17 protein-coding genes, 9 tRNA genes, 3 rRNA genes and 1 other annotated feature are annotated in these 26,805 nt (G+C 36.7%); of the genes, 27 read left to right on the forward strand and 2 right to left on the reverse strand.

Annotated elements, in window-relative coordinates:
- Positions 1-258: 258 nt before the first annotated feature.
- The 21 genes from ACYQ39_RS08065 (at position 259) to adhE (ending at position 22,914) form a co-directional block, all read left to right on the forward strand.
- Positions 259-1,794 (forward strand): 16S ribosomal RNA (locus ACYQ39_RS08065).
- Positions 1,795-1,873: 79 nt separating this feature from the next.
- Positions 1,874-1,950 (forward strand) — tRNA-Ile (locus ACYQ39_RS08070).
- A 5-nt stretch (positions 1,951-1,955) separates the two neighbouring features.
- A tRNA-Ala gene (locus ACYQ39_RS08075) sits at positions 1,956-2,031 on the forward strand.
- A gap of 67 nt (positions 2,032-2,098) precedes the next feature.
- Positions 2,099-5,060: ribosomal RNA gene (locus tag ACYQ39_RS08080) — 23S ribosomal RNA — on the forward strand.
- A gap of 43 nt (positions 5,061-5,103) precedes the next feature.
- Positions 5,104-5,220 (forward strand): 5S ribosomal RNA (rrf, locus tag ACYQ39_RS08085).
- Together the 16S, 23S and 5S rRNA genes with 3 tRNA genes alongside form the textbook arrangement of a ribosomal RNA operon.
- 25 nt (positions 5,221-5,245) lie before the next feature.
- Positions 5,246-5,321 (forward strand) — tRNA-Asn (locus ACYQ39_RS08090).
- A gap of 164 nt (positions 5,322-5,485) precedes the next feature.
- Positions 5,486-6,457, forward strand: a complete 972-nt coding sequence (sppA, locus tag ACYQ39_RS08095) for a signal peptide peptidase SppA (protein ID WP_459841981.1) — start codon at positions 5,486-5,488, stop codon at positions 6,455-6,457.
- A gap of 74 nt (positions 6,458-6,531) precedes the next feature.
- Positions 6,532-6,741 (forward strand) — a binding site (T-box leader).
- 135 nt (positions 6,742-6,876) lie between these two features.
- Entirely contained in the window at positions 6,877-8,043 is a 1,167-nt protein-coding gene (locus tag ACYQ39_RS08100) for a pyridoxal-phosphate-dependent aminotransferase family protein (protein ID WP_459841983.1), read from the forward strand.
- Positions 8,043-9,629, forward strand: coding sequence for a phosphoglycerate dehydrogenase (serA, locus tag ACYQ39_RS08105; protein WP_459841984.1), 1,587 nt, complete (start codon positions 8,043-8,045; stop codon positions 9,627-9,629). Before ACYQ39_RS08100 ends, serA begins: the two co-directional genes overlap by 1 nt.
- Positions 9,630-9,650: 21 nt before the next feature.
- Entirely contained in the window at positions 9,651-10,934 is a 1,284-nt protein-coding gene (serS, locus tag ACYQ39_RS08110) for a serine--tRNA ligase (RefSeq protein WP_459841986.1), read from the forward strand.
- A 479-nt stretch (positions 10,935-11,413) separates the two neighbouring features.
- Positions 11,414-12,838 carry a glycoside hydrolase family 1 protein gene (locus tag ACYQ39_RS08115; protein WP_459844314.1) on the forward strand — a complete coding sequence of 475 codons (1,425 nt, stop codon included), beginning with the start codon at positions 11,414-11,416 and terminating at the stop codon, positions 12,836-12,838.
- Positions 12,839-12,988: 150 nt separating this feature from the next.
- Entirely contained in the window at positions 12,989-13,720 is a 732-nt protein-coding gene (locus ACYQ39_RS08120; protein WP_459841987.1) for a GntR family transcriptional regulator, read from the forward strand.
- A 79-nt stretch (positions 13,721-13,799) separates the two neighbouring features.
- A tRNA-Ser gene (locus ACYQ39_RS08125) sits at positions 13,800-13,891 on the forward strand.
- Between the two features lie 25 nt (positions 13,892-13,916).
- Positions 13,917-14,010 (forward strand) — tRNA-Ser (locus ACYQ39_RS08130).
- A gap of 174 nt (positions 14,011-14,184) precedes the next feature.
- Positions 14,185-14,439, forward strand: a complete 255-nt coding sequence (locus tag ACYQ39_RS08135) for a (2Fe-2S) ferredoxin domain-containing protein (protein ID WP_459841989.1) — start codon at positions 14,185-14,187, stop codon at positions 14,437-14,439.
- On the forward strand, positions 14,440-16,134 hold the full coding sequence (locus ACYQ39_RS08140; protein WP_459841991.1) for a [Fe-Fe] hydrogenase large subunit C-terminal domain-containing protein: 1,695 nt from the start codon (positions 14,440-14,442) through the stop codon (positions 16,132-16,134). It abuts the gene before it with no gap.
- Complete coding sequence (locus tag ACYQ39_RS08145) at positions 16,135-17,283, forward strand: SpoIIE family protein phosphatase (protein WP_459841993.1); 1,149 nt, start codon at positions 16,135-16,137, stop codon at positions 17,281-17,283. It abuts the gene before it with no gap.
- Between the two features lie 20 nt (positions 17,284-17,303).
- The gene (locus tag ACYQ39_RS08150) at positions 17,304-17,528 is read left to right on the forward strand and encodes an NAD(P)H-dependent oxidoreductase subunit E (RefSeq protein ID WP_459841995.1); all 225 of its coding nucleotides are present in this window, start codon (positions 17,304-17,306) and stop codon (positions 17,526-17,528) included.
- Between the two features lie 344 nt (positions 17,529-17,872).
- Complete coding sequence (locus ACYQ39_RS08155; RefSeq protein WP_459841996.1) at positions 17,873-19,384, forward strand: 4Fe-4S dicluster domain-containing protein; 1,512 nt, start codon at positions 17,873-17,875, stop codon at positions 19,382-19,384.
- 19 nt (positions 19,385-19,403) lie between these two features.
- Positions 19,404-20,042 carry a redox-sensing transcriptional repressor Rex gene (locus ACYQ39_RS08160; protein ID WP_459841998.1) on the forward strand — a complete coding sequence of 213 codons (639 nt, stop codon included), beginning with the start codon at positions 19,404-19,406 and terminating at the stop codon, positions 20,040-20,042.
- A 274-nt stretch (positions 20,043-20,316) separates the two neighbouring features.
- Entirely contained in the window at positions 20,317-22,914 is a 2,598-nt protein-coding gene (gene adhE / locus ACYQ39_RS08165) for a bifunctional acetaldehyde-CoA/alcohol dehydrogenase (protein ID WP_459842000.1), read from the forward strand.
- An 80-nt stretch (positions 22,915-22,994) separates the two neighbouring features.
- Here the strand turns inward: adhE and ACYQ39_RS08170 are convergent, their stop codons facing one another.
- Positions 22,995-23,333, reverse strand: a complete 339-nt coding sequence (locus tag ACYQ39_RS08170; RefSeq protein ID WP_459842002.1) for a hypothetical protein — start codon at positions 23,331-23,333, stop codon at positions 22,995-22,997.
- A 5-nt stretch (positions 23,334-23,338) separates the two neighbouring features.
- Complete coding sequence (locus ACYQ39_RS08175) at positions 23,339-24,412, reverse strand: ParM/StbA family protein (protein ID WP_459842004.1); 1,074 nt, start codon at positions 24,410-24,412, stop codon at positions 23,339-23,341.
- 239 nt (positions 24,413-24,651) lie between these two features.
- On the opposite strand from ACYQ39_RS08175, the gene rbr reads away from it, so the two are divergent.
- From rbr to ACYQ39_RS08205, 6 genes are all read left to right on the forward strand, one after another.
- On the forward strand, positions 24,652-25,227 hold the full coding sequence (rbr, locus tag ACYQ39_RS08180) for a rubrerythrin (protein ID WP_459842006.1): 576 nt from the start codon (positions 24,652-24,654) through the stop codon (positions 25,225-25,227).
- Between the two features lie 643 nt (positions 25,228-25,870).
- A tRNA-Ser gene (locus tag ACYQ39_RS08185) sits at positions 25,871-25,962 on the forward strand.
- A gap of 25 nt (positions 25,963-25,987) precedes the next feature.
- A tRNA-Ser gene (locus ACYQ39_RS08190) sits at positions 25,988-26,081 on the forward strand.
- Between the two features lie 5 nt (positions 26,082-26,086).
- Positions 26,087-26,163 (forward strand) — tRNA-Arg (locus ACYQ39_RS08195).
- A gap of 24 nt (positions 26,164-26,187) precedes the next feature.
- The gene (gene tadA / locus ACYQ39_RS08200; RefSeq protein ID WP_459842008.1) at positions 26,188-26,637 is read left to right on the forward strand and encodes a tRNA adenosine(34) deaminase TadA; all 450 of its coding nucleotides are present in this window, start codon (positions 26,188-26,190) and stop codon (positions 26,635-26,637) included.
- 3 nt (positions 26,638-26,640) lie between these two features.
- Positions 26,641-26,732 (forward strand) — tRNA-Ser (locus ACYQ39_RS08205).
- Positions 26,733-26,805: the final 73 nt, after the last annotated feature.

Raw genomic sequence — 26,805 nt, forward strand, 5'->3', positions numbered from 1 at the left:
GTTTTTTTATTTATATTTTATATTTAATATTTGAAAAGAGTGTTGACAAATAGAAAATAATTTATTATAATGGTATTTGTGATAGATAAAAGAAATTTTATGGACAAGCAAAAACAATCCAGAAAACTTCTTGACAGAAAGACAAACGTTTGATAATATAGTAAATGTCGCTTGAAAAGGCGACAGAGATTTCGGTCTTTGAAAACTAAACAATGTAACATCCGACTATTCCGAAGTCAGTGTCAAACTCATTTCCTTTTTTCGGAGAGTTTGATCCTGGCTCAGGACGAACGCTGGCGGCATGCTTAACACATGCAAGTTGTGCGAGAAAGTTACCTTCGGGTAACGAGTAAAGCAGCGAACGGGTGAGTAACGCGTAAGTTATCTACCTTTAAATCTGGGATAACTACTCGAAAGGGTGGCTAATACTGGATATACTCTTTTTAGAGGAAAGATGGATTACTATCGTTTAAAGATGAGCTTGCGTCCCATTAGCTAGTTGGTAAGATAACAGCTTACCAAGGCAACGATGGGTAGCCGGCCTGAGAGGGCGATCGGCCACACTGGGACTGAGACACGGCCCAGACTCCTACGGGAGGCTGCAGTGGGGAATCTTCCGCAATGGGCGAAAGCCTGACGGAGCAATGCCGCGTGAGTGATGAAGGCCTTAGGGTCGTAAAGCTCTGTCTTGAGGGAAGAACAACTTAGTAGTGAACAACTGCTAGGTATGACGGTACCTCAAAAGAAAGCCCCGGCTAATTACGTGCCAGCAGCCGCGGTAACACGTAAGGGGCAAGCGTTGTCCGGAATTACTGGGCGTAAAGGGTGCGCAGGCGGTCTAGCAAGTCAGAGGTGAAAGCCACTAGCTCAACTAGTGAAAGTCCTTTGAAACTGTTAGACTTGAGAGTAGAAGAGGGAGATGGAATTCCTAGTGTAGTGGTGAAATACGTAGATATTAGGAAGAATACCAATGGTGAAAACAGTCTCCTGGTCTGACTCTGACGCTGAGGCACGAAAGCTAGGGTATCAAACGGGATTAGATACCCCGGTAGTCCTAGCTGTAAACGCTGGATACTAGGTGTTGGGGGTTCAACTCCCTCGGTGCCGTAGTTAACGCTTTAAGTATCCCGCCTGGGGAATACGACCGCAAGGTTGAAACTCAAAGGAATTGACGGGGGCCCGCACAAGCGGCGGAGCATGTGGTTTAATTCGAAGCAACGCGAAGAACCTTACCAGAACTTGACATCTTTCTGATATTCTTTTAACAGAGAAGTTCCCTTCGGGGACAGAAATGACAGGTGGTGCATGGCTGTCGTCAGCTCGTGTCGTGAGATGTTGGGTTAAGTCCCGCAACGAGCGTAACCCTTATTCTTAGTTGCCAGCATGTAATGATGGGGACTCTAAGGAGACTGCCGCGGAAGAACGCGGAGGAAGGTGGGGATGACGTCAAGTCATCATGCCCCTTATGTTCTGGGCTACACACGTGCTACAATGGCTTACACAAAAGGAAGCGAGACCGCAAGGTAGAGCCAATCCTGCAAAGTGAGTCTCAGTTCGGATTGCAGATTGCAACTCATCTGCATGAAGCTGGAGTCGCTAGTAATCGTGGATCAGAATGTCACGGTGAATACGTTCCCGGGCCTTGTACACACCGCCCGTCACACCACCCGAGTTGGGGGCACCAGAAGTCGCTGACTCAACCAAGTGAGAGAAGCGCCGAAGGTGTGCCCGATAAGGGGGGTGAAGTCGTAACAAGGTAGCCGTACCGGAAGGTGCGGCTGGATCACCTCCTTTCTAAGGAGTTAAACGCTGAGGGTAGTTGGAATGTTACATTGTTTAGTTTTGAGAGACTGAGTCTCTCTTAATAAGATATGGGTCTATAGCTCAGTTGGTCAGAGCGCACGCCTGATAAGCGTGAGGTCAGTGGTTCAAATCCACTTAGACCCACCATACGTGGGGATATAGCTCAGCTGGGAGAGCGCCGCCCTTGCAAGGCGGAGGTCGTCGGTTCGAACCCGACTATCTCCACCATTTAGGACTTTTATAGTTCTTAATTGCACCTTGAAAACTGCACAATAACAACGATTAACCGAGTCTAGATTAAACTAGTAAGGGCGTATGGTGGATATCTAGGCGCCAGAAACCGATGACGGACGTGGCAAGCTGCGATAAGCCTTGACGAACTGCAAACAAGTGATGACTCAAGGATATCCTAATGGGAGCACCTGACATGGTAACCCATGTCATCTTAGAGTGAATTAAAATAACTCTAGGAAGGTAACCGGGTGAACTGAAACATCTTAGTAACCCTAGGAAAAGAAAGCAAAAGCGATTCCCTAAGTAGCGGCGAGCGGAAGGGGAATAGCCCAAACTGTAATAGTGTAAAAGCTCATAGGCATTGCTATTATAGAGTCGTAGGGCTATCACGATACTACTATGAAGTATCATAAGCTGACTTTTAGCTAGTCGAAGTGGTTGGAAAGCCACACCACAGAAGGTAATAGTCCTGTAGATGAAAGTTAAAAGAGGCTTAGATAGTACCTGAGTACCATGAGTCACGTGGAACCTCGTGGGAAGTAAGGAGGACCATCTCCTAAGGCTAAATATTATCTGGCGACCGATAGTGAACCAGTACCGTGAGGGAAAGATGAAAAGAACCCCGAGAGGGGAGTGAAATAGACCTTGAAACCATATGCTTACAAGCGGTCAGAGGGCGTATATATATCAGCCTAATGGCGTGCTTTTTGCTTAACGAACCGGCGAGTTATGTGAAGTGGCAGAGGTTAAGCCTAAAAGGTGAAGCCGTAGCGAAAGCGAGTCTGAAGAGGGCGCAAGTCGCTTAGCATAGACCCGAAACCGAGTGACCTATCCATGGTCAGGATGAAGCAGGTGTAACAGCCTGTGGAAGTCCAAACCGCGTTGGCGTTGAAAAGCCATGGGATGAACTGTGGATAGGGGTGAAAGGCCAATCGAACTCGGAGATAGCTGGTTCTCCCCGAAATAGCTTTAGGGCTAGCCTTAAGACGGCTGTATTGGGTGTAGAGCACTGATTGGACTAGGGGCTTACCCAAGCTACCGAATCCATTCAAACTCCGAATCCTAATACAGAAAGCTTAAGAGTCAGACTATGTGGGATAAGCTTCATAGTCGAGAGGGAAACAACCCAGATCGCCAGTTAAGGTCCCAAAGTGTAGACTAAGTGGCAAAGGAAGTGAGACTGCCTAGACAACCAGGATGTTGGCTTAGAAGCAGCCATTCATTTAAAGAGTGCGTAATAGCTCACTGGTCGAGTGGTCTTGCGCCTAAAATATCCGGGGCTCAAGTCTACCACCGAAACTGCGAATTGGTTATCCAATGGTAGGGGAGCATTCTATACGGACTGAAGCAGTACCGGAAGGAGCTGTGGACTGTATAGAAGCGATAATGCCGGTATGAGTAACGAGAAACAGGTGAGAATCCTGTTCGCTGAAAGTCCAAGGTTTCCTGAGCAAGGCTCGTCCGCTCAGGGTAAGCCGGGACCTAAGCCGAGGCCGAAAGGCGTAGGCGATGGATAGTCGGTCAAAATTCCGACGCTACCTATTAGCATTTGAGCGAAGGGGTAACGCAGGAAGATAGACTTGCCTGTCAACGGTATGACAGGTTGAAACACTTAGAAGGATGGTTTAGGCAAATCCGGACCATTGATAACTTTGAAGTGTGATCAGGAGTTCCTACGGGAACGAAGAAGTTGATTCTCTACTGCCAAGAAAAACCTCTAGCAAGGTGATAGGTACCCGTACCCCAAACTGACACAGGTGGACTGGATGAGAATTCTAAAGCGAGCGAGTGAACCTTCGTCAAGGAACTCGGCAAACTAGCCCCGTAACTTTGGGAGAAGGGGTGCCTCAATAGAGTTATGCTCGAAGAGGTTGCAACAAAGAAGCTTAGGCGACTGTTTACCAAAAACACAGGTCTCTGCTAAGACGCAAGTCGAAGTATAGGGGCTGACGCCTGCCCGGTGCTGGAAGGTCACGGGGATATGTTAGGACTTAGATCCAAAGCATTGAACTTAAGCCCCAGTGAACGGCGGCCGTAACTATAACGGTCCTAAGGTAGCGAAATTCCTTGTCGGGTAAGTTCCGACCTGCACGAATGGCGCAACGACCTAAGCACTGTCTCGACGAAGGACTCGGTGAAATTGAAGTGTCTGTGAAGATGCAGACTACCCGCGGCTGGACGGAAAGACCCCGTGGAGCTTTACTGCAGTCTGATATTGAACTTTGGTACACTATGTACAGTATAAGTGGGAGGCATTGAAATCGGCGCGCTAGTGTCGATGGAGCCATCAATGGGATACCACTCTTATTGTGCCGGCGTTCTAACTACGCACTGTAACCCAGTGTTAGGACAGTTTCAGACAGGCAGTTTGACTGGGGCGGTCGACTCCTAAAGAGTAACGGAGTCGCCCAAAGGTTCCCTCAGTGCGGTTGGAAATCGCACGAAGAGTGTAAAGGCAGAAGGGAGCCTGACTGCGAGACATACAGGTCGAGCAGGGACGAAAGTCGGGCTTAGTGATCCGACGGTAGAGCATGGAATTGCCGTCGCTCAACGGATAAAAGTTACCCCGGGGATAACAGGCTTATCTCCCCCAAGAGTTCACATCGACGGGGAGGTTTGGCACCTCGATGTCGGCTCGTCGCATCCTGGAGCTGGAGCAGGTTCCAAGGGTTGGGCTGTTCGCCCATTAAAGCGGCACGCGAGCTGGGTTCAGAACGTCGTGAGACAGTTCGGTCCCTATCCGCCGTGGGCGCAGGATATTTGAGGGAAACTATCCCCAGTACGAGAGGACCGGGATGGACGTACCGCTGGTGGACCAGTTGTCAACCAATGGCATTGCTGGGTAGCTAAGTACGGAACTGATAAGCGCTGAAAGCATCTAAGCGTGAAGCAGATCTCAAGATTAGATATCCCATGGAATAATCCAGTAAGTTCCCTGATAGACTATCAGGTAGATAGGCCAGGAGTATAAGTATGGTGACATATTAAGCTGACTGGTACTAATAGAACGAGGGTTTAATCTAGATAAAGTTATTATTGTGCAGTTTTGAAAGTGTAATAAATAATTCTGGTGGTGATTGCGGAGGGGCAACACCTGTTCCCATCTCGAACACAGTAGTTAAGTCCTCCAGCGCTGATGGTACTATAGGGGTAGCCCTATGGGAGAGTAGGTCGCCGCCAGAATTTGCTATATATAAAACTATATTGTTCCCCGATAGCTCAGTTGGTAGAGCGAGTGGCTGTTAACCACTTTGTCGCAGGTTCAAGTCCTGCTCGGGGAGCCATTCTGTTTTTTGTACACCTTAACAGGTGTTTTTTATTTTTTGTGATAGTTTATTTAAAATCTAAAGGAAAATTAAATTTATTACTTAAATATAAATATAGCATAATTTAATAATTTAGTGGTTATTCTAAAATGAATGGTGATGTTATTGAAGGAGGAAATTGAATGGAAGTTGAGCTTAAACATTTAGCTTTAGGAATAATTATAGTTTTAATCGTTAGTCTTTTAGTAATAGGTGGAATTGGATACTTTATTATTAATAATTTTGTTTCTAAAGAGAAACCAAGAGAAGGTATTGCTGTAATTAATGTCAGCGGCCCAATTATGGCTGGCAATAGCGGTGGGTTTTTAGGAGAGACTCAAGCAAGTTCTAATCAGATTATGAAGTATATTAATCAAGCTAAAGGTGATAAAAAGGTAAAAGCGATATTACTTAGAGTTAATACACCGGGGGGGAGTTCAGCAGCTTCTGATGCTATTTATAGGGAACTAAAAAAATTCAAATCAGATACTAAGAAACCAGTAGTAGTTTCAATGGGTGATATAGCTGCTTCAGGTGGTTACTATATTTCTGCTGCAGCTGATGAAATTTATGCTAATCACAATACTATTACAGGGAGCATAGGAGTTATAATGAAGTTTACTGATTTAGAAGAATTATACAATAAAATAGGAATTGATTACTTAACCTTTAAGAGCGGACCTCATAAAGATATTGGTAGCTCAAATAGAGATATGACTAAAGAAGAGAAGAAGATTTTACAACGGTTAGTTAATAATGCTTATCAGCGTTTTGTAGAGATAGTAGCTGAAGGAAGAAATATCAATCTAGATAAAGTAAAGGATTTAGCAGATGGTAGAATCTATGATGGAGAGCAAGCTAAAGAGTTAGATTTAGTGGACAAGTTAGGTAATTTTTATGATGCTGTAGATGAAACAGCAAAATTAGCTGGGATCAAAGAAACACCAAATTTAATTTATTATGGTCGTCCTTCACCGATAGAACGTTTATTAGGAGCAGTTAATAGAGTCACATTAGCTAATAATTTAGTTAGAAAAAAGATTAGTAGTCAAACTGGTATACTTTATCAGTATTTTAGAGGTCAAAAAACTGGTAATTTGCAGTTAAATTATTAGTTAATAGCTTGAATTTCAGCTAATAATATTGTATAATTATTTCCAACTAGTTATAAGCTAAAATAAAAGATTAGATAAACACTGTGAGTAGGAATAGTAGATTCTCCTCTTATTTAAAGAGAGTCGGTAGTTGCTGGGATCCGATATAAGAGGGATTTGAATCCACCTAGGAGTGGTTGGTGAATTAAATCATACCGGTTTGATACCGTTATCATCAATAAAGTGGGTCATTCCGATTGATCAAATAGGGTGGCAACGCGAGAAGATATTCTCTCGTCCCTAGCAATCTAACTTTAATTTGGATTGTTATGGAGGGGAGTTTTTTTATTTTCGAGAGTTTCTAAGGCATAAATCTAATTTATGGCTAATACTAAATAGAATGGGACTCTTTATATGAGTATTGAGGAGGAGTTGAGAATATGAAGGAGAAGAGAACATTAATGCTACCTGGACCAACACCAATTCCAGAGCATGCACGTCAAGCTGGAGCTCAAAAAATAATAGGTCATCGTGAAGAAGAGTGTGAGGATTTATTAAGAGAAGTAACTGAGGGGCTAAAGTATGTTTTTCAGACTGAAAATGATGTTTTAACTTTGACTTGCTCAGGAACAGGAGGTCTGGAGGCTTCAATTGCTAATACTCTGTCTGAAGGTGATAAGGTATTAGCTTTATGTACAGGCGCTTTTGGTGAGCGGTATGCTACTATTGCTGAAAGGTATGGAATAGATGTTGAACGTATGAATTTTCCTTGGGGAGAAGTAGTTGATGTAGAGAGGGTAAAGAAAAGATTAGAAGAGGATACAGCTGGAGAAATTAAAGCTGTTTTAATGACTCATAATGAAACTTCTACAGGAGTTATTAATCATCCTCAACCACTTGGTGAATTAGCTAATAAACATAATGCTTTATTATTAGTTGATGCAGTTAGTTCTTTAGGAGGTATTGAACTGAAGACTGATGAGTGGGGAGCAGATGTAGTTGTAACTTCCTCTCAGAAGGCATTAATGACCCCACCTGGTTTATGTTTAGTTAGTGTTAGTCCTAAGGCTTTAGAGGTTGGAGGAAATTCAGATTTACCTAAGTTCTACTGGAGTTTTAAGCGAGCTAAAGGTCGTTATGATAGAGATACCCAGACACCATCTACTCCAGCTCTTTCAACTTTATATGTATTGCGCGAGGTATTAGCTGAAATAAAAGATGAAGGGTTAGAGAATGTATTTAGACGTCATAAAGTAGTTGCCAAGGCTATTCGTCAAGCAGTGCAAGCTTTAGGTTTAGACTTATTAGTAGATGATGAAGAAGTTGCTTCTAAGACAGTAACTGCTATTAAGTTACCAGCAGGAGTAGATTTTAATACTTTACGTCAGCGTTTAAAGGATGAACATAATGTTTATGTGACTGGTAGTAAAGGCAAACTAAAGGGAGACTACTTTAGAATTGGTCATTTAGGAAATGTTAGTCGAACTGATGTGTTAACTACTATTTCGGCTCTAGAATTGGTCTTACAGAAAGAAGGATTAGAAGTTGAATTAGGAATAGGTCTACAAGCAGCACAAAAAGTATTTTTAGAGGAGGAGAGAAGATAATGAGAGTATTAGCTAGTGATCCACTTTCTCAAGCTGGGATGGACTTATTAGAGGAGAATGGAGTTGAAGTTACTTATAATACAGAGTTATCTTATGATGAATTATTAGAGGAAATTGGTAAATATGATGGTATCATGTTAAGAAGTATGACTCCACTAAATGAAGAGGTATTAAGCCATGCTGATAATCTAAAAGTAATTGCTAGAGCAGGATCTGGTTATGATAATATTGATATAGATGCTGCATCTAAACGAGGAATTGTTGTTTTAAATACACCTGGAGAGAATACTATTTCTGCAGCCGAACAGACAATGGCTTTAATGCTAGCTATATCTAGAAATACAGTTCAGGCTAATAAAGCTCTTCATGAAGGAATCTGGGATCGAAATAAGTATATGGGTGTAGAAGTTAATGATAAGACATTGGGAATTATTGGTTTAGGAAGAGTAGGAGGAGAAGTAGCTAAAAGAGCAAAAGCTTTTAATATGGAAGTCATAGCTAATGACCCATATATTCCTGAAGGGAGAGGAGAAAAGTTAGGAGTAGAGTTAGTAAGTAAAGATGAATTATATCAACGGTCAGATTATGTTACTATACATACTCCATTAACTGATGAGACTGACCATATTTTAAATGAAGAAACATTTGCTAAGATGAAAGATGGAGTTAGAATAATTAATGCAGCTCGAGGAGGTTGTATTGATCGATTTGATTTATATGATGCTGTTAAAAGTGGTAAAGTTGCAGCTGCTGGCTTAGATGTTCATGAGGAAGAGCCACCAGGTAAAGATTATAATCTATTAGAATTAGAAAATAGAGTAATTTTGGCTCCTCATTTAGGTGGAACTACCGTAGCTGCTATGGATAATGTAGCTATTGAAGCTGCTAAACAAGCTCTAATGGTTCTAAATGGTAAACCACCACGAACTCCATTAAATATACCTCGTTTGCAACCTGATGAAATGGCTCAGCTTAAACCGTATATTGATTTAGCAGATAAATTAGGGCAGTTTTATGCTGGTTGGAATGATGAAAGAATAGAAGAAGTTGAGGTAATCTATGAAGGGGAAATAACTGAATATGAATTAACGCCAGTTACTAAAGGTATATTACAAGGACTATTGAATCCTATCTTAGATGAGGATGTAAATAGTGTAAATGCTGAGATGATTGCTCAAGAGAGGGGAATTAAGATTTCTGAAACTACAAGTAGTACTAGTGATGATTACTCTAGTTTAATTACACTTAAAGTAGAGAGTGAATCTGAGACTAAAGAACTTTGTGGTGCTATATTCCATGATACAGCTAGGATTGTAGCTATTAATGGTTATGAAGTTGATGTTGTGCCAGAAGGAACCATGTTAGTTACTGATCATCAGGACCAGCCTGGAGTAGTAGGTCAAGTAGGAACTATTTTAGGAGAGAATAAAATTAATATTGCCAGTATGCAGGTAGGTCGAGATGATGTCGGTGGTAAAGCAATTATGGTCTTAAATATTGATCAGGAAATTAATGATCAACTGGAACAGAAATTATTAGATATAGATGGAATGTTGGATATCAGTGTATTAACTATAGCTGATTAAGGTTTATAAAGGAGGACAAAAATGTTAGGTTTAGGATTTGTTAGAAAAAATATTGATTTAATTAAAGAAGTTTTAGATCAGCGAGGAACTGAAGCACCAATTGATGAATTTACTAAAATTGATGATAAAAGAAGAGAATTAATTCAAGAAGTAGAAGAATTACAACAGAAAAGAAATGAAGAATCTGCTAAGATTGGTCAATTAAAGAGAGAAGGAAAAGATGAGGAAGCAGAAAAGATAATCCAAAAAATGGGGGAAGTTGCTGATAAAATTAAAGAATTAGAAGGGCAAGTAAAAGAGTATAATCAACAGTTAGATGATATTATGCTTCAAATCCCTAATATCCCTCATGAAGACGTTCCAGTTGGAGAAGATGAGTCAGATAATGTCTGTAATCGTAAGTGGGGTGAACCAACAGGTTTTGACTTTGAAGCTCAAGCTCATTGGGATTTAGGGACAGAACTTGATACTTTAGATTTTGAACGAGGAGCTAAGGTGTCTGGTTCTAGATTTACTTTCTTAAAGGGAGCTGGAGCTAAGTTAGAAAGAGCTTTAGTTTCTTTTATGCTTGATATTCATACTCAGGAGCATGATTATCGAGAAGTATTTCCTCCTTTTATGGTACATCGAGATAGTATGTTAGGTACAGGACAATTACCTAAATTTGAAGAAGATGCTTTTAAGGTTGAGGATACAGATTATTATCTAATTCCAACTGCTGAAGTACCAGTTACTAATATGTATCGAGACCAGATATTAGATAAAGAAGATTTACCAATTTATCATGTAGCATATAGTGCTTGCTTTAGAGCAGAAGCAGGAGCTCATGGTCGAGATACACGAGGAATTATTAGGCAACATCAATTTAATAAGGTTGAGATGGTTAAATTTGTTGAACCAGAGGATTCCTATAATGAGTTAGAAAGGTTAGTTGAAAATGCTGAGACTATATTACAGAGATTAGAATTGCCTTATCGAGTAATGGATATGTGCACTGGTGATTTAGGGTTTACTGCTGCTAAGAAGTATGATATTGAAGTTTGGATGCCAAGTTATGATACTTATCGTGAGATCTCTTCTTGTAGTAACTTTGAAGATTTTCAAGCTAGGAGAGCAGGGATTAAGTATCGACCAGAGGCAGGAGCCAACACCCGACATGTCCATACTTTAAATGGTTCTGGGTTGGCAATTGGTAGAACAGTAGCAGCAATTATGGAAAACTACCAAAATGCTGATGGTAGTATTACTATTCCTGAAGCTTTACAATATTATATGGGTGGTCAAGAAAAAATTGCTCAAAAATAGTGACAAGTAATTAGTGGTTAGTTGTAGATATTTAAGGTTGAGGGTAAGATTTTGAAACCCTTAACCTTAATTTATTTTAAACTTTGATAAAATCACTTCGAAGTTAAAAATTAACTATTTTTTATTAACTGCTTTGGTATATACCAAGAAATCATATAATTATTATAAAATATAAGTAAATAAGTATCAGAAACAGAACTCTTTATTAAAGATGTTGGTATGGATCAGAAGTAAGGTTTAGTTATTAATAAGTAAAGTTATTTAAATTATAATAAATTTATATGGATGCATCAAAGGTAGTAAAAATATTTTTAGAGTTAATTAATGAAGTGGAAATGTACAGAATGTTATCCACTATATGAACAGATTACGGTTTAATCTGTATGATAATAGTAAATCGGATTGTAGTAATTTAGAAAATTTTTCACTTGAATTTAGAGCGTAAATTTTATTATCAAAATATAAGGAGGTCATTTATTATTAGTAAAGTTAAAAAGAAGTTTCCCGAAAATTTTTTATGGGGTGGAGCTACTGCAGCTAATCAATTAGAAGGAGCTTATTTAGAAGGTGGAAAAGCACTTTCAACAGCAGATGTATTGCCTAATGGTTCCTTAGGTGAGATTGATGAAGAGGCTGGTGATGAATGTCTTTATCATAATGGAATTGATTTTTATCATAGATATAAAGAAGATATTGCTTTATTTGCTGAGATGGGATTTGATTGTTTTCGGGTATCAATAGCTTGGACAAGAATCTTTCCTAAAGGGAATGAAGAAAGTCCTAATGAAGCAGGATTACAATTTTATGATAATTTATTTGATGAATTGCTAAACCATGGTATTGAACCAGTAGTAACTATTTCTCACTATGAGATGCCTTTACACTTAGTTAAAGAATATGGAGGTTGGAGAAATCGAAAGCTAGTTAAATTCTTTGAATGCTATGCTAAAGTTGTATTTGAAAGATATAAGGATAAAGTTAAGTACTGGTTGACTTTTAATGAAATTAATGCTATTTTTCATACTCCTTTTAATGCGGGAGGACTGATTTTAGAGGAAGAGGAAAATAAAGAACAGATAAAATATCAAGCTACTCATCATCAGTTTGTAGCTAGTGCTTTAGCTGTTAAAGCCTGTCATGAAATCATTCCTGATGCCCAAATTGGAAGTATGTCACTTGCTATTCCATTTTATCCATATAGCTGTGATCCAGATGATGTCTTAAAAGTAATGAAAAGAGAAAGAGAGTTATTTTTCTTTACTGATGTGCAAGCTAGAGGATACTATCCAAGTTATATGGATCGATTCCTTGCTGAAAATGATATAAATATTGAAATGAAGAAAGAGGATGAAACAATTTTAAGAGAAAATATAGTAGATTATATAGGATTTAGTTATTATATGAGCTGTGCTGTGAGTGCTTCTCCTGAAGATAAGGAACAAGTTAGCGGAAATATTGTGGGAGGAGTTAAAAATCCATATTTAGAATCTACTGATTGGGATTGGCAAATAGATCCTAAGGGTTTAAGATATATTGCTAATCGATTATATGATCGTTATCAAAAGCCATTATTTATTGTAGAGAATGGATTAGGTGCAGTAGATGAAGTAGAAGAAGATGGTAGTATCAATGATGAATATAGAATTGATTATTTAGAGGCCCATATTGAACAGATGGGGGAAGCAATTGCAGATGGTGTTGATTTAATGGGTTACACTACCTGGGGGCCAATTGATTTAGTTAGTGCTTCTACAGCAGAGATGAAAAAACGGTATGGATTTATCTATGTAGATAGAGATAATCAAGGAGAAGGAACATTAGAAAGAAGTAAAAAGAAAAGTTTTGACTGGTATAAAGAAGTTATAGCAAGTAATGGAGAGAAAGTAATGCAAAAAGAAGAGTAGATTAAAAATATAGGTCAATGCTAAGGTTAAGGAAATTATGAGCAATATTTTTTCTTAGTCTTAATTAATTTCTGCTCTATTATATTTGGTGATTTTAAAATTTTGTGATACAATTAAATTTAAAATGTTGAAAGAAAGAGGAGTTTGGTTATGAAATTAGAAAAGGATAATAAAATCCCATTATATTATCAGCTAGAAAAGTTAATTAGAGAAAAAGTAAGAAGAAAAGAATATAAACCTGGAGAAAAAATTCCTTCGGAACGTGATTTAAGTAAGCTATTTAATTTAAGTCGGATGACAGTGCGGAAGGCTCTTGAAAATTTAGTGAATGAAGGAGTTTTAGAAAGAAGAGAAAGACAAGGTACTTTTGTATCGGAAAATAGTGTAAAAGATTTTCCTGGGTTAATAGGGGTTAAAGAGCATATTAGATCTCAAGGAAAAAAACCTAGTTATAAAATTATAAATAAAGAATTAATTAAACCGAAACAAAAAATTATTGATAGATTGAACTTAAACGCAGAGGAAAAGGTTATTTTGATAGAACGAGTAATTTTAGCTGATGAAAAAGCAGTTGGGTTTGAGCAGTCCTATATTCCTTATGCTCTTTGTCTCCAAATATTAGAAAGTAATATGTCTAAAAAATCTATTTATAATATGTTAAGACAGAATAATCATAAACCTACTAAAGCCACTGATGAAACAGAAGCAATTTTAGCTACTGATAAATTAGTTCAGTTACTAAGTACTGATCAAAGTCAGCCTATTTTAAAGAATATCAGGATTACTTTTTCTAAAGATAGACCGATAGTATATAGTTTTAATTATTATTTAGGGGATGAAGTTACTATGATTAGAACTTCATTTAATCAAAAGAGATTTTAATTTATAATTAATAATTTAAAATTAATTTTATCTTGACAAAGTAATAAAAAACAGTTATAATAATTAGTGTTGAAAACTTGGAGGGGTGTCCGAGTCCGGCTTATGGTGGCAGACTTGAAATCTGCTGTGCGTTTGTGCGCACCGTGGGTTCAAATCCCACCCCCTCCGCCATTTTTAATTTATAATAAAATACTGTGGAGAGATACCCAAGTGGCTGAAGGGGCGGGTTTGCTAAACCTGTAGTAGGGCATATTGCCCTAGCGGGGGTTCGAATCTCCCTCTCTCCGCCAATAATTAATTTACATCCCTTTAGGGATGTTTTTTATTTTTTGTTAGAAAAATTTCATCTTTTAATTTGAGGGTTGTAGATAAATTAGGAGTATGGTAGTATAATATTAAAGTTATTAAATTAGTTGATGTTTTTTTAACTGTGATTGTTAAAAAAGTAACAAAGGGTTGGTAACATGAAAGAAATTATAGTTTGTGTTGGTAGTAGTTGTCATTTGAAAGGTGCACCTAAGGTAATAGAAAAGTTGAAAAAATTAGTAGCAAAATATAGTGAGTTAGATATTAATTTAAAAGCTTCATTTTGTTTAGGTAAATGTACAGAGGGGTGTACAGAAGGAGTGGTTGTTAAATTTGATGGTGAGCCAGTAACTAATGTTAATTCAGACAATATAACTGATATATTTAAGTCCCAACTTAAAGGGGAGATTTAAGTGAGTATTATTACACTAAGTGAATCAGATTGTAAGGATTGTCATCGATGTATTAGAAATTGCTCTTTAAAAGCAATTGGTAATAAAGGAGGGCAGGCTGAAATAGTAACTGACAAATGTATTCAGTGTGGTCAATGTATCGAAGTTTGTCCTCAGAATGCGAAAGAGGTTACCAATCAATTAACTAAATTAGAAGATAATCTAAAAGAAGAGAGACTAGTAGCTAGTATAGCTCCTTCTTTTGTAGCAGCTTTCGATTATCAGCCAGAACAGGTAGTAGCTGCTTTAAAAGATTTAGGTTTTTTTGCTGTAGAAGAGACGGCTTTAGGTGCTAATGTGGTAGCACAGTATTATAGTAATTTATTAGCTAAGCGAGATAAACCACTTATATCAGCTTGTTGTCCGGCTGTAATTAATTTGGTAGAAATGCATTATCCGGAGTTGATTCCTTATTTAGCACCAACTATTTCTCCTATGGTAGCCCATGGAAAATTAATTAAGAAAAGGCATGATGATGTTAAAGTCGTATTTATTGGACCTTGCATTGCTAAGCTTGATGAGATAGATTGGGATAGTTCACAAGGAGCTGTTGATTTGGCTATCACTTTTGAGCAATTACAACAATTATTAACTCAAAAAGATATTGATATTGGTAATTTAGAAGTAGATTCTTTTGATCATTCAGTTTCTTCTTGGTCAGCTGCTTTTCCAGTTGAGAATGGTGTTTTAAAGGCGGCTAAGATGGACTCAGGCTTTGGTAATGATATTTTATCTGTTTCAGGACTAGAAGAATGTATTAATACCTTTAAGGATCTATCTGCTGGTGAGATTACTCCTCAGTTTATTGAGGCTATGGTTTGTGCAGGAGGTTGTATTAGTGGACCAGCATTTTCTTCTTCATTAGGAGTGAATGCTAGAAGAGAAAAAATTGTAAATTATGCCCAAAATAAGATGAATAAAGAAAGGGTAGTGGAATCAGAATTAGAGATTGATTTATCTCGTAGCTATAATAACCGAAAATTTGAAAATAATATGCCGACTGAAAACCAGATTAGGCTGATTCTATCACAGATTGGAAAGTTTACATCAGAAGATGAATTAGATTGTGGTGGTTGTGGATATGATTCTTGTCGCGAAAAAGCTATTGCTGTCTATCAAGGATTAGCTGAAATTAGAATGTGTATTCCTTATATGAAGGGAAAATTAGAATCACTAGCTGATATAATTGTAGAGTCATCTCCTAATGCTATTATTGTAGTTAATAAGAAGATGGTAATTCAAAAGTTTAATCCAAAGGCTAATGAACTCTTTAATCGTAATCAAGAATTTCCTATTGGGAATAAATTACGCCGGTATCTTGATCCAGAAGACTTTATGAATGTTTGGGAGAGTAAAAAGTGTATTTCTCGTAAGAAGGTTGAATATCAACAGTATGATGTAGTAGTAGAGGAATCTATCTTTCCATTACCTGACTATGATTTAGTACTTGGCATTTTAACTGATGTCACAGAGCAAGAGAAACATAAAGAGAAGGTAACTCAAATGAAAGAGACTACTTTAGAGAAGGCTAATGCTGTAATTCATAAACAGATGAAAGTAGCTCAAGAGATAGCTGGATTACTAGGTGAGTCTACTTCTGAAACTAAGGCAATCTTGCATGAAGTTAGAGAATTAATGAAAGAGGAGGAGCGATAGATGCATGTAGAAGCTAGTGCTGCTCGCGTTTCCAAATCTGGAGAAGAGTTATGTGGAGATAATGTAGAGATAGTAGGTAATGAAGAATCAAAAATTATTGTTTTATCTGATGGATTAGGAAGTGGAGTTAAGGCTAATATTTTGTCTACTTTAACCACTAAGATTGCTAGTGGACTATTAGAAAAAGGAATACCAATTGAGGAAGTAGTAGATACAATTACTCAGACTTTACCTGTCTGTCAAGAGCGGAAGTTGGCTTATTCTACTTTATCTGTCTTACAAGTCTTTAATGATGGAAGATGCTATTTAGTTGAACTTGATAATCCAGCATCATTCTTTATTAATCAGCAAGGTGAGATCTCGCAGATAGAGATGGAAGAAAGACAGGTGGGTGATAAGGAGATTAAAGAGGCACATTTTAAATTAAATAGAGATGAAATGATAATGTTAGTTAGTGATGGAGTAGTACATGCTGGAATTGGTGGACTGCTTAACTTTGGTTTAGGTTGGGATGGAGTAGCTGAACATTTAGAAAAGTATATTAAAGAGTATGATAGTAGCAATAAGATTGCTAACAAGTTAGTAGAGCTATGTGAAGCTTATTATTGTATGGAGCCTGGTGATGATACAACAGCTGTTGTAGTTAAGTATAGGTCCCAAAGACAAGTAACTTTATTTACTGGACCACCTAAAGAAGAAGAAGAAGATAAAATAGTAGTCAATAAGTTAATTACTGATAATAGTAAGAAGGTAGTCTCTGGAGGAACTACAGCTCAAATTGTGGCTAGAGAACTTGATTGTGAATTAGAGGTCGAATTAGCTTATTATGATGAAGATGTACCACCTATCTCTAAAATAGAAGGTATTGACTTGGTAACAGAAGGCTTGTTGACACTTAATAAGACCTTAGAGCGACTTAGTAATGCAGAATGCCAAGAGGATTTACCTGCAAAGAAAGATGGTGCAACTAAATTAGCTAAATTATTATTAGAAAGTGATCAAGTCAAGTTACTGGTAGGTCAATCAGTTAATCCAGCTCATCATAGTCTTAAGTTACCTGAAGAGATGTCAATTAGAAAACAGATAATAGAAAAGTTAATTAAAATTTTAGAAAAACGAGGAAAGATAGTTAATATAGAATGGTTTTAGTTACCAAAGGAGGATAAGTTATGAAACTAAAAGTTTGTGTTGGAACACCTTGTCATTTGATGGGAGCTCAGAACTTAATCTCTGCTGCTGAGGAAATAAAAGAAAAAGAGGATATTAATCTAGAGATTGAAGCAGTCAACTGTCTAGATAAATGTAATACTGCGCCAGCAGTTGAGTTAGAAGGCAAGGTTTATGCTCCTTCTAAGCCGCAAGAGTTAATTGATTTGATTAAAGCAGAGCTATAATAGTTAACAGTGTACAGTTTATAGTTGATAGTTAAAGTTTAAGTAATTGTAAAGTGATGATTAATTGATATAAAGTGGCGTTTTCGTGCCACGACTATTTGCTGTCTGCTATGTGCTATGAGCTAAATCAAGTTCAAAATCATAAGTACATATCAAACCCTTGAAACGCAGGTATTGTAAGAATTTAGTTTTTGAATTTAAAGGTTTTGAATTAGCTGATGACTGATAGCACATAGCTGATAGCTGTGTCACTAAAAGTGACACAATATATCAATAAAGTTATATTTATTAAGAAGTTTACTAATTAAATAAAGAGTTAATAAGACTATAAGGAGGATCATATTATGTCTAAGGATGTATCAGAGATTACTAAACTGAGACGGAAGGTATTTAATAAAGTGGCTAAGTTATCTTTAGAGGATAGACTAGAAGAAGAAATTAATCAATTACCTAAAGAGATAATTCCAGAAGAAGGGTTAGGGTATCGTTGTTGTGTGCATAAAGAACGGGCAATTGTTAATGACAGAATCAAGTCAGCTTTGGGTTTAGAGCCTAATGGTGAAACTGCTGATTTGAGTGATGTAGTAACAGAATCATTAGAACTTGAAGAAGTAACTGGGCCAACTGTCAACATCTTAGATATTGCTTGTGATCGTTGTCCATTAGATAAGTATAGAGTTAGTGATGCTTGTCGGAACTGTGTTGATCATAGTTGTATGAATGCTTGTCCACGTGATGCTATTGTGATTGTTCAGAATCGGGCTTATATTGATCAGGATAAATGTGTAGAGTGTGGTCTATGTAAGAAGTCTTGTTCTTATAATGCTATTTTGGAGATGACTCGTCCTTGTGAGTCTGCTTGTGGAGTTGATGCTATTCAAGCTAATGGTCAGCGGCATGCTAATATTGATCATGATCATTGTGTCTCCTGTGGTTCTTGTATTCAAGGATGTCCTTTTGGAGCTATCACCTATAAATCACATATTGTACAGACGATTGAAATGTTAAAGAAGGAAGAAACTATTGCTGTCTTAGCTCCTTCTTTTGTAGGACAGTTTGGCCCACAAGTTAGTTCAGCTCAAGTTAAGACTGGATTGAGTAAACTAGGATTTGACCAAGTTCATGAAGTAGCTTTGGGTGCAGATATTGTTGCTATAGAAGAGACTACAGAATTATTAAATAAAGTGCCTAAAGAACAGGATTATTTAACTACTTCTTGTTGTCCATCATTTTTTAATTTAATTAGACAGGAGTTTTCAGAGTTAGAGGATAAAGCCTCTAGTGTAGTTTCTCCAATGATAGCTATAGCTAAAGCATTGAAAAATCAAGCTCCAGATGCTAAAATAGTATTTATAGGGCCATGTATTGCTAAGAAAGATGAAGCATTAGCTTATGATGAAGTTGATGGTGTATTAACTTTTGAAGAAATAGGTTCTATTTTGGTAGGAGCTGAAATTAATTTAGTTAATATAGAAGCAGATGATAAATTCACAGAAGCTTCCGATGCTGGAAGAACTTTTGGGCGAGCAGGTGGATTAGTTAAAGCAGTTACCGGTTCGGCAAAAGAGATTGATCCAACTCAAGAATTTGATACAGTAAATGCTGAAGGATTAGAAGAGTGTATTAAGACTTTAAGGTTGGCCCAAGCTGGTCAATATGAGAACTATTTTATTGAAGGTATGGGTTGTACAGGAGGTTGTGTTGGTGGGCCTGGTACTTTAATGAATAGTAAAATAACGACTAAACAAGTTAATGGTTTTGGTGCTGAGGCAAAAACAGAACAGTCTGTAGAAAATAAAGAAGCCCAGAAAATGATAGATGAGATAGGTTCAAAAGAATTTCATCGTCATGAGTAAGTAAGGAGGAAATTGTGAAATGGTTACTAAAGAAGGAGAGTCAATTGTTGTTCCTGCAGCAGTAATTAAAAGGTTGCCTAAGTATCATCGGGCTTTAGAGAGGTTAAAGAAAAGAGGGGTGGAACGGATATCTTCTCGGGAATTAGGAGAGATTGTAGATGTTTCTGCTCCACAACTACGTCAAGATTTAAATCATTTTGGTAATTTTGGGCAACAAGGTTATGGTTATAATATAGATAAGTTATATCTAGCCTTGGCTAAGATTATGGGCATTGAAAAGAAGAGTAATATGGTATTAGTAGGTGTTGGTAATTTAGGTCAAGCTTTAGTTAATTCAACTGATTTTAAAAGACGTGGTTTCTATTTATCAGCAGTCTTTGATATTAATCCTAGATTAACTGGTTTAGAAATAAATGGCCTTGAGGTTAAAAATGTAGATGAATTAGAGGATTATATTAAAGATAATAATATTAATCTAGGAATCATTGCTGTACCAGAAAAGGCTGCACAGGAGATAGCAAATAAAATGGTTCGAGCAGGAATTAAAGGGATTTGGAATTTTGCTCCTGTTGATTTAAAATGTCCGCAAGATATTAAAATAGAGAATGAACATTTGACAGAAGGATTATTAAGACTCTCCTTTAAGATAGAAGAATAATGATATTTTTTTCACAAAACTTCTTGACAGATAAATCTAGTTATGCTATTATTTAATTGAAAGATAATAGTAGTCAGTTTTAAGAAACTGGTTTTTTTAAAAATCAATGTGAATTTGGACACAAAGTGTTGTTTTCGAGTTGTTTTTTTAGGTGGCAATGTGAATGTGAACACAATGTTTATTAATTTGAAAAGATAATTAATTGATTGATCTTAAATTTTTTATAATCTTTGTTAAAACAATAACAATAAGTTTATAAGGAGGCAAAAGTAAGATGGCAGTTCAAGAAGAACAAGTACAAGAGAGATCTAAAGCTCAAGAGATGGTTGATGGATTGGTTGCTAAGGCAGAAGAGGCGCAGGAACAATTAGCTGAAATGAGTCAAGAAGAAATTGATAAGATTGTAGAAGAGATGGCTCTAGCTGGTGTTGATAAGCATATTGAATTGGCTAAGTTAGCTGTAGAGGATACTGGAATGGGGGTTTATGAAGATAAGATAGCTAAGAATCTATTCTCTACGGAACATATTTATAATGATATTAAAGATAAGCAGACAGTTGGTGTTTTAGAAGAAGATAAAAGACAAGGAACAGTTAAGATTGCTGAACCAGTTGGTGTTATTGCTGGTATTACACCTACAACAAATCCAACTTCTACTGCTATGTTCAAGGCACTAATTGCTCTAAAAGCTGGTAATTCAATTGTATTTAGTTTCCATCCTCGTGCTTTAGAGTGTAGTGCTGAAGCTGCAAGGGTATTACATGATGCTGCAGTTGAAGCTGGAGCTCCAGAAGGTTGCATTGGTTGGATTAGTGAACCTTCTTTAGAAGCTACAAATGCTTTGATGAAACATGATGATATTGATATGATTTTAGCTACTGGTGGTTCTGGTATGGTTAAAGCAGCATATAGTTCTGGAACTCCTGCTTTAGGTGTTGGCCCTGGTAATGTTCCAGCTTATGTAGAGAAATCTGCTAATTTAAAGCAAGCTATTAATGATGTAGTAATGAGTAAGTCTTTTGATAATGGAACTATTTGTGCTTCGGAGCAGGCAATTATTTTAGACCAGGATATTGCCCAAGAGGCTAAAGAATTATTAGTACAGAATCATTGTTATATGTTAGATGAGAAAGAACTTAAGCAGGTAGAAGATGTAGCTATTGATAAAGAACGAAATGCTATGAGTGCTGAGGTTGTAGGTCAGTCTGCTACGAAGATTGCTGAAATGGCAGATATTGAAGTTCCAGAAGATACAGTAGTTTTAGTAGCACCAATTGATGGAGTTGGCCCGGATTATCCATTGTCTAGAGAGAAGTTAAGTCCTATCTTAGCTTTAATTGAAGCTGAAGACTCTGATGAAGGAATTCAAAGAGCTATTGATATGACTGAATTTGGTGGCTTAGGTCACTCAGCAGTGGTACATTCTAATGATGATGAAGTAATTAATGAGTTTGGTAAGAAGTTACAGGTAGGAAGAGTTATTGTTAATGCTCCAAGTGCTTTAGGTGGAATTGGAGATCTTTATAATAACTTTGCTCCATCTTTAACTTTAGGTTGCGGAACTTTTGGTGGTAATGCAGTTAGTGAAAATGTAACGGTTGATCACTTATATAATGTTAAGACAGTTGCTAAACGTAAGACAGAAAGATTGTGGGTTAAAGTACCACCTGAAATTTATCTTGAATCGGGTTCTTTAGCTAAGTTGGCTGACGAAGAAGGTAATAAAGCAGCTGTTATTACTGACGAAGTAATGGTTGATTTAGGATATGTTGAACAAGTAACAGATTATTTAGAAGAAGCAGGTATTGAATATAGAGTCTTTGATCAAGTTGAACCAGATCCATCTGTAGAAACAGTGATGAAAGGGAAAGAAATGATTGAAGACTTTGATGCAGATACAATTATTGCTCTTGGTGGTGGATCACCAATGGATGCTGCCAAGGGAATGTGGTTATTCTATGAGCATCCAGAAGCTAACTTTAGAGACTTAAAGCTTCGTTTTGCTGATATTAAGAAGAGAACTTATGAATTTCCAGAATTAGGTGAAAAGGCTAAATTTATTGCTGTACCAACAACTAGTGGTACAGGTTCTGAGGTAACTTCTTTTGCTGTGATTTCTGATAAGAAAAATGATATTAAGTATCCACTAGCTTCTTATGAGTTGACTCCAGATATGGCTATTATTGATCCTGATTTAACAATGACTGTGCCAGCTAGTGTAACTGCTAATACTGGTGTTGATGTTTTAACACATGCTATTGAAGCTTATGTTGCTACTATGTCTTCTGATTATACTGATGCTTTAGCTTTACAAGCAATCAGAACGGTATTTGAGTATTTACCACGTGCTTATAAGAATGGTGAGCAGGATAGAGAAGCTAGAGAGAAGATGCATAACGCATCTTGCATGGCTGGAATTGCCTTTACTAATGCTTTCTTAGGTATTAATCACAGTTTAGCTCACATTTTAGGTGGAAAGTTCCATTTACCACATGGATTAGCAAATGGAATCTTAATGCCACATGTAATTAGATATAATGCTGCTACACCTACTAAGTGGGCAATCTTCCCTAATTATAGATATCACCAAGCTGGTGAAGAGTATGCAGAGATTGCTGATGCTCTAGGCTTAGGTGGCGAAACAGAAGAAGAAAAGGTAGAAAATTTAGTTACTGCTATTGAAGACTTAATGACTGAGTTAGATATGCCACTAACACTTGCTGATTATGGTATTGAGTGGGATGAGTTTGAAGAGAAGATTAGTGAAATGGCTGATGTAGCATTTAATGATCAGTGTACTCCTGCTAACCCACGTAAGCCAAGAGTAAGCGAGCTAGAAGAAATTTACAAAAAGGCTTATGATCAGCAGTAAGAGTAGGATAATTATACAAGTTTTATAATAGATAAAGGGCCAACTTTAAAGTTGGCCCTTTATCTATTTTTAAATTTTGATTATATATTTTCTAATTGATCAAGTAGTATATCTTGAGTTTGAGCTTGTTTATTTGAGATATCATTAACCAACTTAGTCTTTTGTTGATTTAATTCTGCATCCTCAAAGTTAAGATTTTTTATTACATAACCGAGTATCTCTTCTTTTAGCTCTTGTTTTCCTTCATTTTCAATAACACCTTGTTCATACTTATATAAAGAATTAATTAATTGCCTAATAAACTCTGTTTTGTTACCAGCATACTTATGATATTTTTTCTTAAGCCAGTTTAGAGTTGCATATGACATATTTTTATCAGAGAAGGTAACATCTATTCTTAACTTAAAGTCTTTACTCATAGTATCTACTCCCTACTTTTGTTTTGTTTATTGTAGATAGTTTCGGCACGTAATAGATACCCCAAAACATTTGCTAATTGAGGGTTAGGGATGACTTCAATTCCTATTTTCCCAAAGTTATTCTTGAGGTAAGGCTCTAAGAATTCTGCGCCCCCTCCAACAATTAATACTTGATTGACTAAACTAATAAAATCTCGCCATTCATTTCTGGTAGCTTTAAATATTTCTTTGGATAATTCACAATAGTAATTATCTCTAATTTCTTTAATTGATTGCTCTTCTTGGTTATAAGTAATAGTATCTTGATTATTAATGACTGTTTCTCTAATTAAGTTTTCATCTATATTGAGATGATTACTAACTGCTCTAAAGACATTAGACATGCCTATATCAGAGCTAAAAGGTGATTCATTGATTATTTCTCCGCAATTATAGGCTAGTCCATCTGTTGTTCGACCTCCTACATCAAGGATTGCAATCTTTTCTTTCATTATATCTAAATCTTGATTTTGATTTAGATAGTATAATAATGCTCCAGCTGCTTGAGGAATAACAACGACGTTATCAATTTTGTAGTGAACAGTCATTCTTTCGCCATTTTTAGTATTTATCTTACTTTTAAATTCTCCTTCAAATCTTTCTTTCATACTTTTTTTATGATTCCGATGGTGTTGAATAGGTAAACCAGTGACCAATTGATCAATATGAATTCTATTAGCATTAGGGTATAAGGTAGATAGACCAGCTAATAATTTGGCTAGCTCTTCTGCAGACTCATATTTATTTACTTCATAATTAGTTCCACCAGTTTCTAATTGATTAACTATATAATCACCTACCATAAAATCATACCATTGATTATCATTATTATCTTGGACTTCAATTAGCATTCTTTTCTTTCCAAAAGCGTTATCAATGCCTAACTCTTTTTTATCTATAATACTTGTAGATCTTTCTTTGGCTAGGCTAGGAAATGTTAAAGGCTCTTGATTACAATCTGTCATTTGATTAGTGATTAATTTACATGTGTCATAGCCTGAATCCCATCCACAATAAGCTACATTGACTCCTATTCCCATAATTACCACCTCTTGAACATTTTTACATCTATTTAAATTATAAACCAATTTATCTTTAATCGTCAATATCTTATTGGATTTTTTCCGCTTTTTTTCGGTAATTTAATTGATAGCTTACTTTTTTCGGTTTATTTCGTTGAAAATCAGATTTAATTATACCTTTTAAATCGAGTTAGCAGGAATGGATAGCATCTTTATTTAATAATATTTACTAGCATATATTTAAGGAGTGGTTAGTGATGCCTGAATTAAAAGGGACTAAAACTGAAGAGAATTTACTTAAAGCTTTTGCTGGAGAGTCTCAAGCTAGAAACCGGTATACTTATTTTGCTTCGCAAGCACGAAAAGAAGGGTATAGACAGATTGAAGCTATCTTTTTAGAAACGGCGCGTAATGAGAAGGAGCATGCAAAAAGATTTTTCAAGTTTTTAGAAGGTGGAAATGTTGAGATTACAGCTGAATATCCAGCTGGAGTAATTGGTACTACAGAAGAAAACTTAAAAGCAGCAGCTGCTGGAGAGAATGAAGAACATACTGAATTATATCCTAAGTTTGCTCAAGTAGCTAAAGAGGAAGGATTTCCTAAGATTGCTGAAGTTTTTAGAAGAATTGCTATGGTAGAAGAAGAACATGAAGAGAGATATTTAGCGTTACTTACTAATCTGCAAGAAGGTAAAATATTTAAAAAAGAAGAAGAAGTTAGATGGAAGTGTGATAATTGTGGTTATGTACATACTGGAGAAGTAGCACCAGAAAAATGTCCTGCTTGTGCCCACCCTCAGGACTACTTTGAACTAAAAGAAGAAAATTATTAATCTAAAGATAATGAGAGTAACTGTAAAAGGTTGCTCTCATTTTTATTTTTTTGGATAAAACATTAACGAGTTATCCTGTTATTACATAAATTAAAGTAAGAATAGAAAGGGGGGGAACAGATGGGTGATTATGGAGGAGGATTTGATTCTAATTTTCTTATTTGGTTAGTTCTCTTATTATTATTTGTATGATGATAAGATACTTTGGAGTAGAATCTTTTAATAGTTTTATTTTGTTAGCATAGAAGAAAAAGGGGGGGAGATAAGTGAGTGGTATTAATAGTTTCTTTGACGATGAAGGAGCTTTTGTTGTATTCCTGATTCTTATCTTATTACTATTGGGAAATGACTATTAAGAGAAAGTGGAGTAGGAGAGTATTCATTCTCTCCTACCTGTACATATAAAGAAATGATAGTTTTTTGTCTTTTTTAGGGATAATTGTTGATATAAAGTGGGACCCTGTGCCACAGCTCTTAGCTGTCTGTTAAATTTTAGATTCATTTTATAGAAATAGGTATTTGACTTAAGATAATTCTTATGCTAATATATTAAGTGTCGTCTTGAAAGAGAAAGACTACAAAATCAATATTATTTTTTCTTGACAAGCCTTCTTAAATGATATATAATTAATGAATGCAACTTGGAGGGGTGTCCGAGTCCGGCTTATGGTGGCAGACTTGAAATCTGCTGTGCGTTTATGCGCACCGTGGGTTCGAATCCCACCCCCTCCGCCATTTTTGATTTATAATAAGATACTGTGGAGAGATACCCAAGTGGCTGAAGGGGCGGGTTTGCTAAACCTGTAGTAGGGCATATTGCCCTAGCGAGGGTTCGAATCCCTCTCTCTCCGCCAATCATGTGCTCGTAGCTCAACTGGATAGAGCGTCTGACTACGGATCAGAAGGTTGGGGGTTCAAATCCTCCCGAGCACGCCATTTCTATTTAGTTAGGTGACTTAAATGAATAAAAATCAACATTATATGCAGTTAGCTTTAGAGGAAGCTGAAAAAGCTTTTGCTAAAGAAGAAGTACCAGTTGGAGCTGTAATTGTTAAAGAGGATGAAGTTATAGCTAAAGCGCATAATTTGAAGGAATCTTTACAGGATCCTACAGCACATGCTGAGATTTTAGCTATTCAAAAAGCAGCTGACAAAATTGGTAATTGGCGTTTGATAGATTGTAGCTTATATGTTACTATAGAGCCATGTCCTATGTGTGCTGGGGCATTAGTGCAAGCAAGAGTTGGTAATTTGATTTATGGTGCAGCTGATCCTAAAGGAGGCGCTGCTGAAAGTATCTTTAATATAGTAAATAATGATGAGTTAAATCATCAGTTAGATATAGAAACAGGAGTTTTAGAAGTTGAATCTAGTCAAATTATAAAGAAGTTCTTTAAACAATTAAGATAACGTGGAGAGGTGTCCGAGTCTGGCTTAAGGAGCTCGCCTGGAAAGCGAGTAAGGGTTTACGCCCTTCGAGGGTTCAAATCCCTCCCTCTCCGCCATTGACTCATTAATTGAAGAACTTCTTTTGTTTTACCTTTAATTGGTATAAAATGGTTGTTGACTTAATTTGAA

It is taken from the genome of Halanaerocella petrolearia, assembly GCF_054657875.1.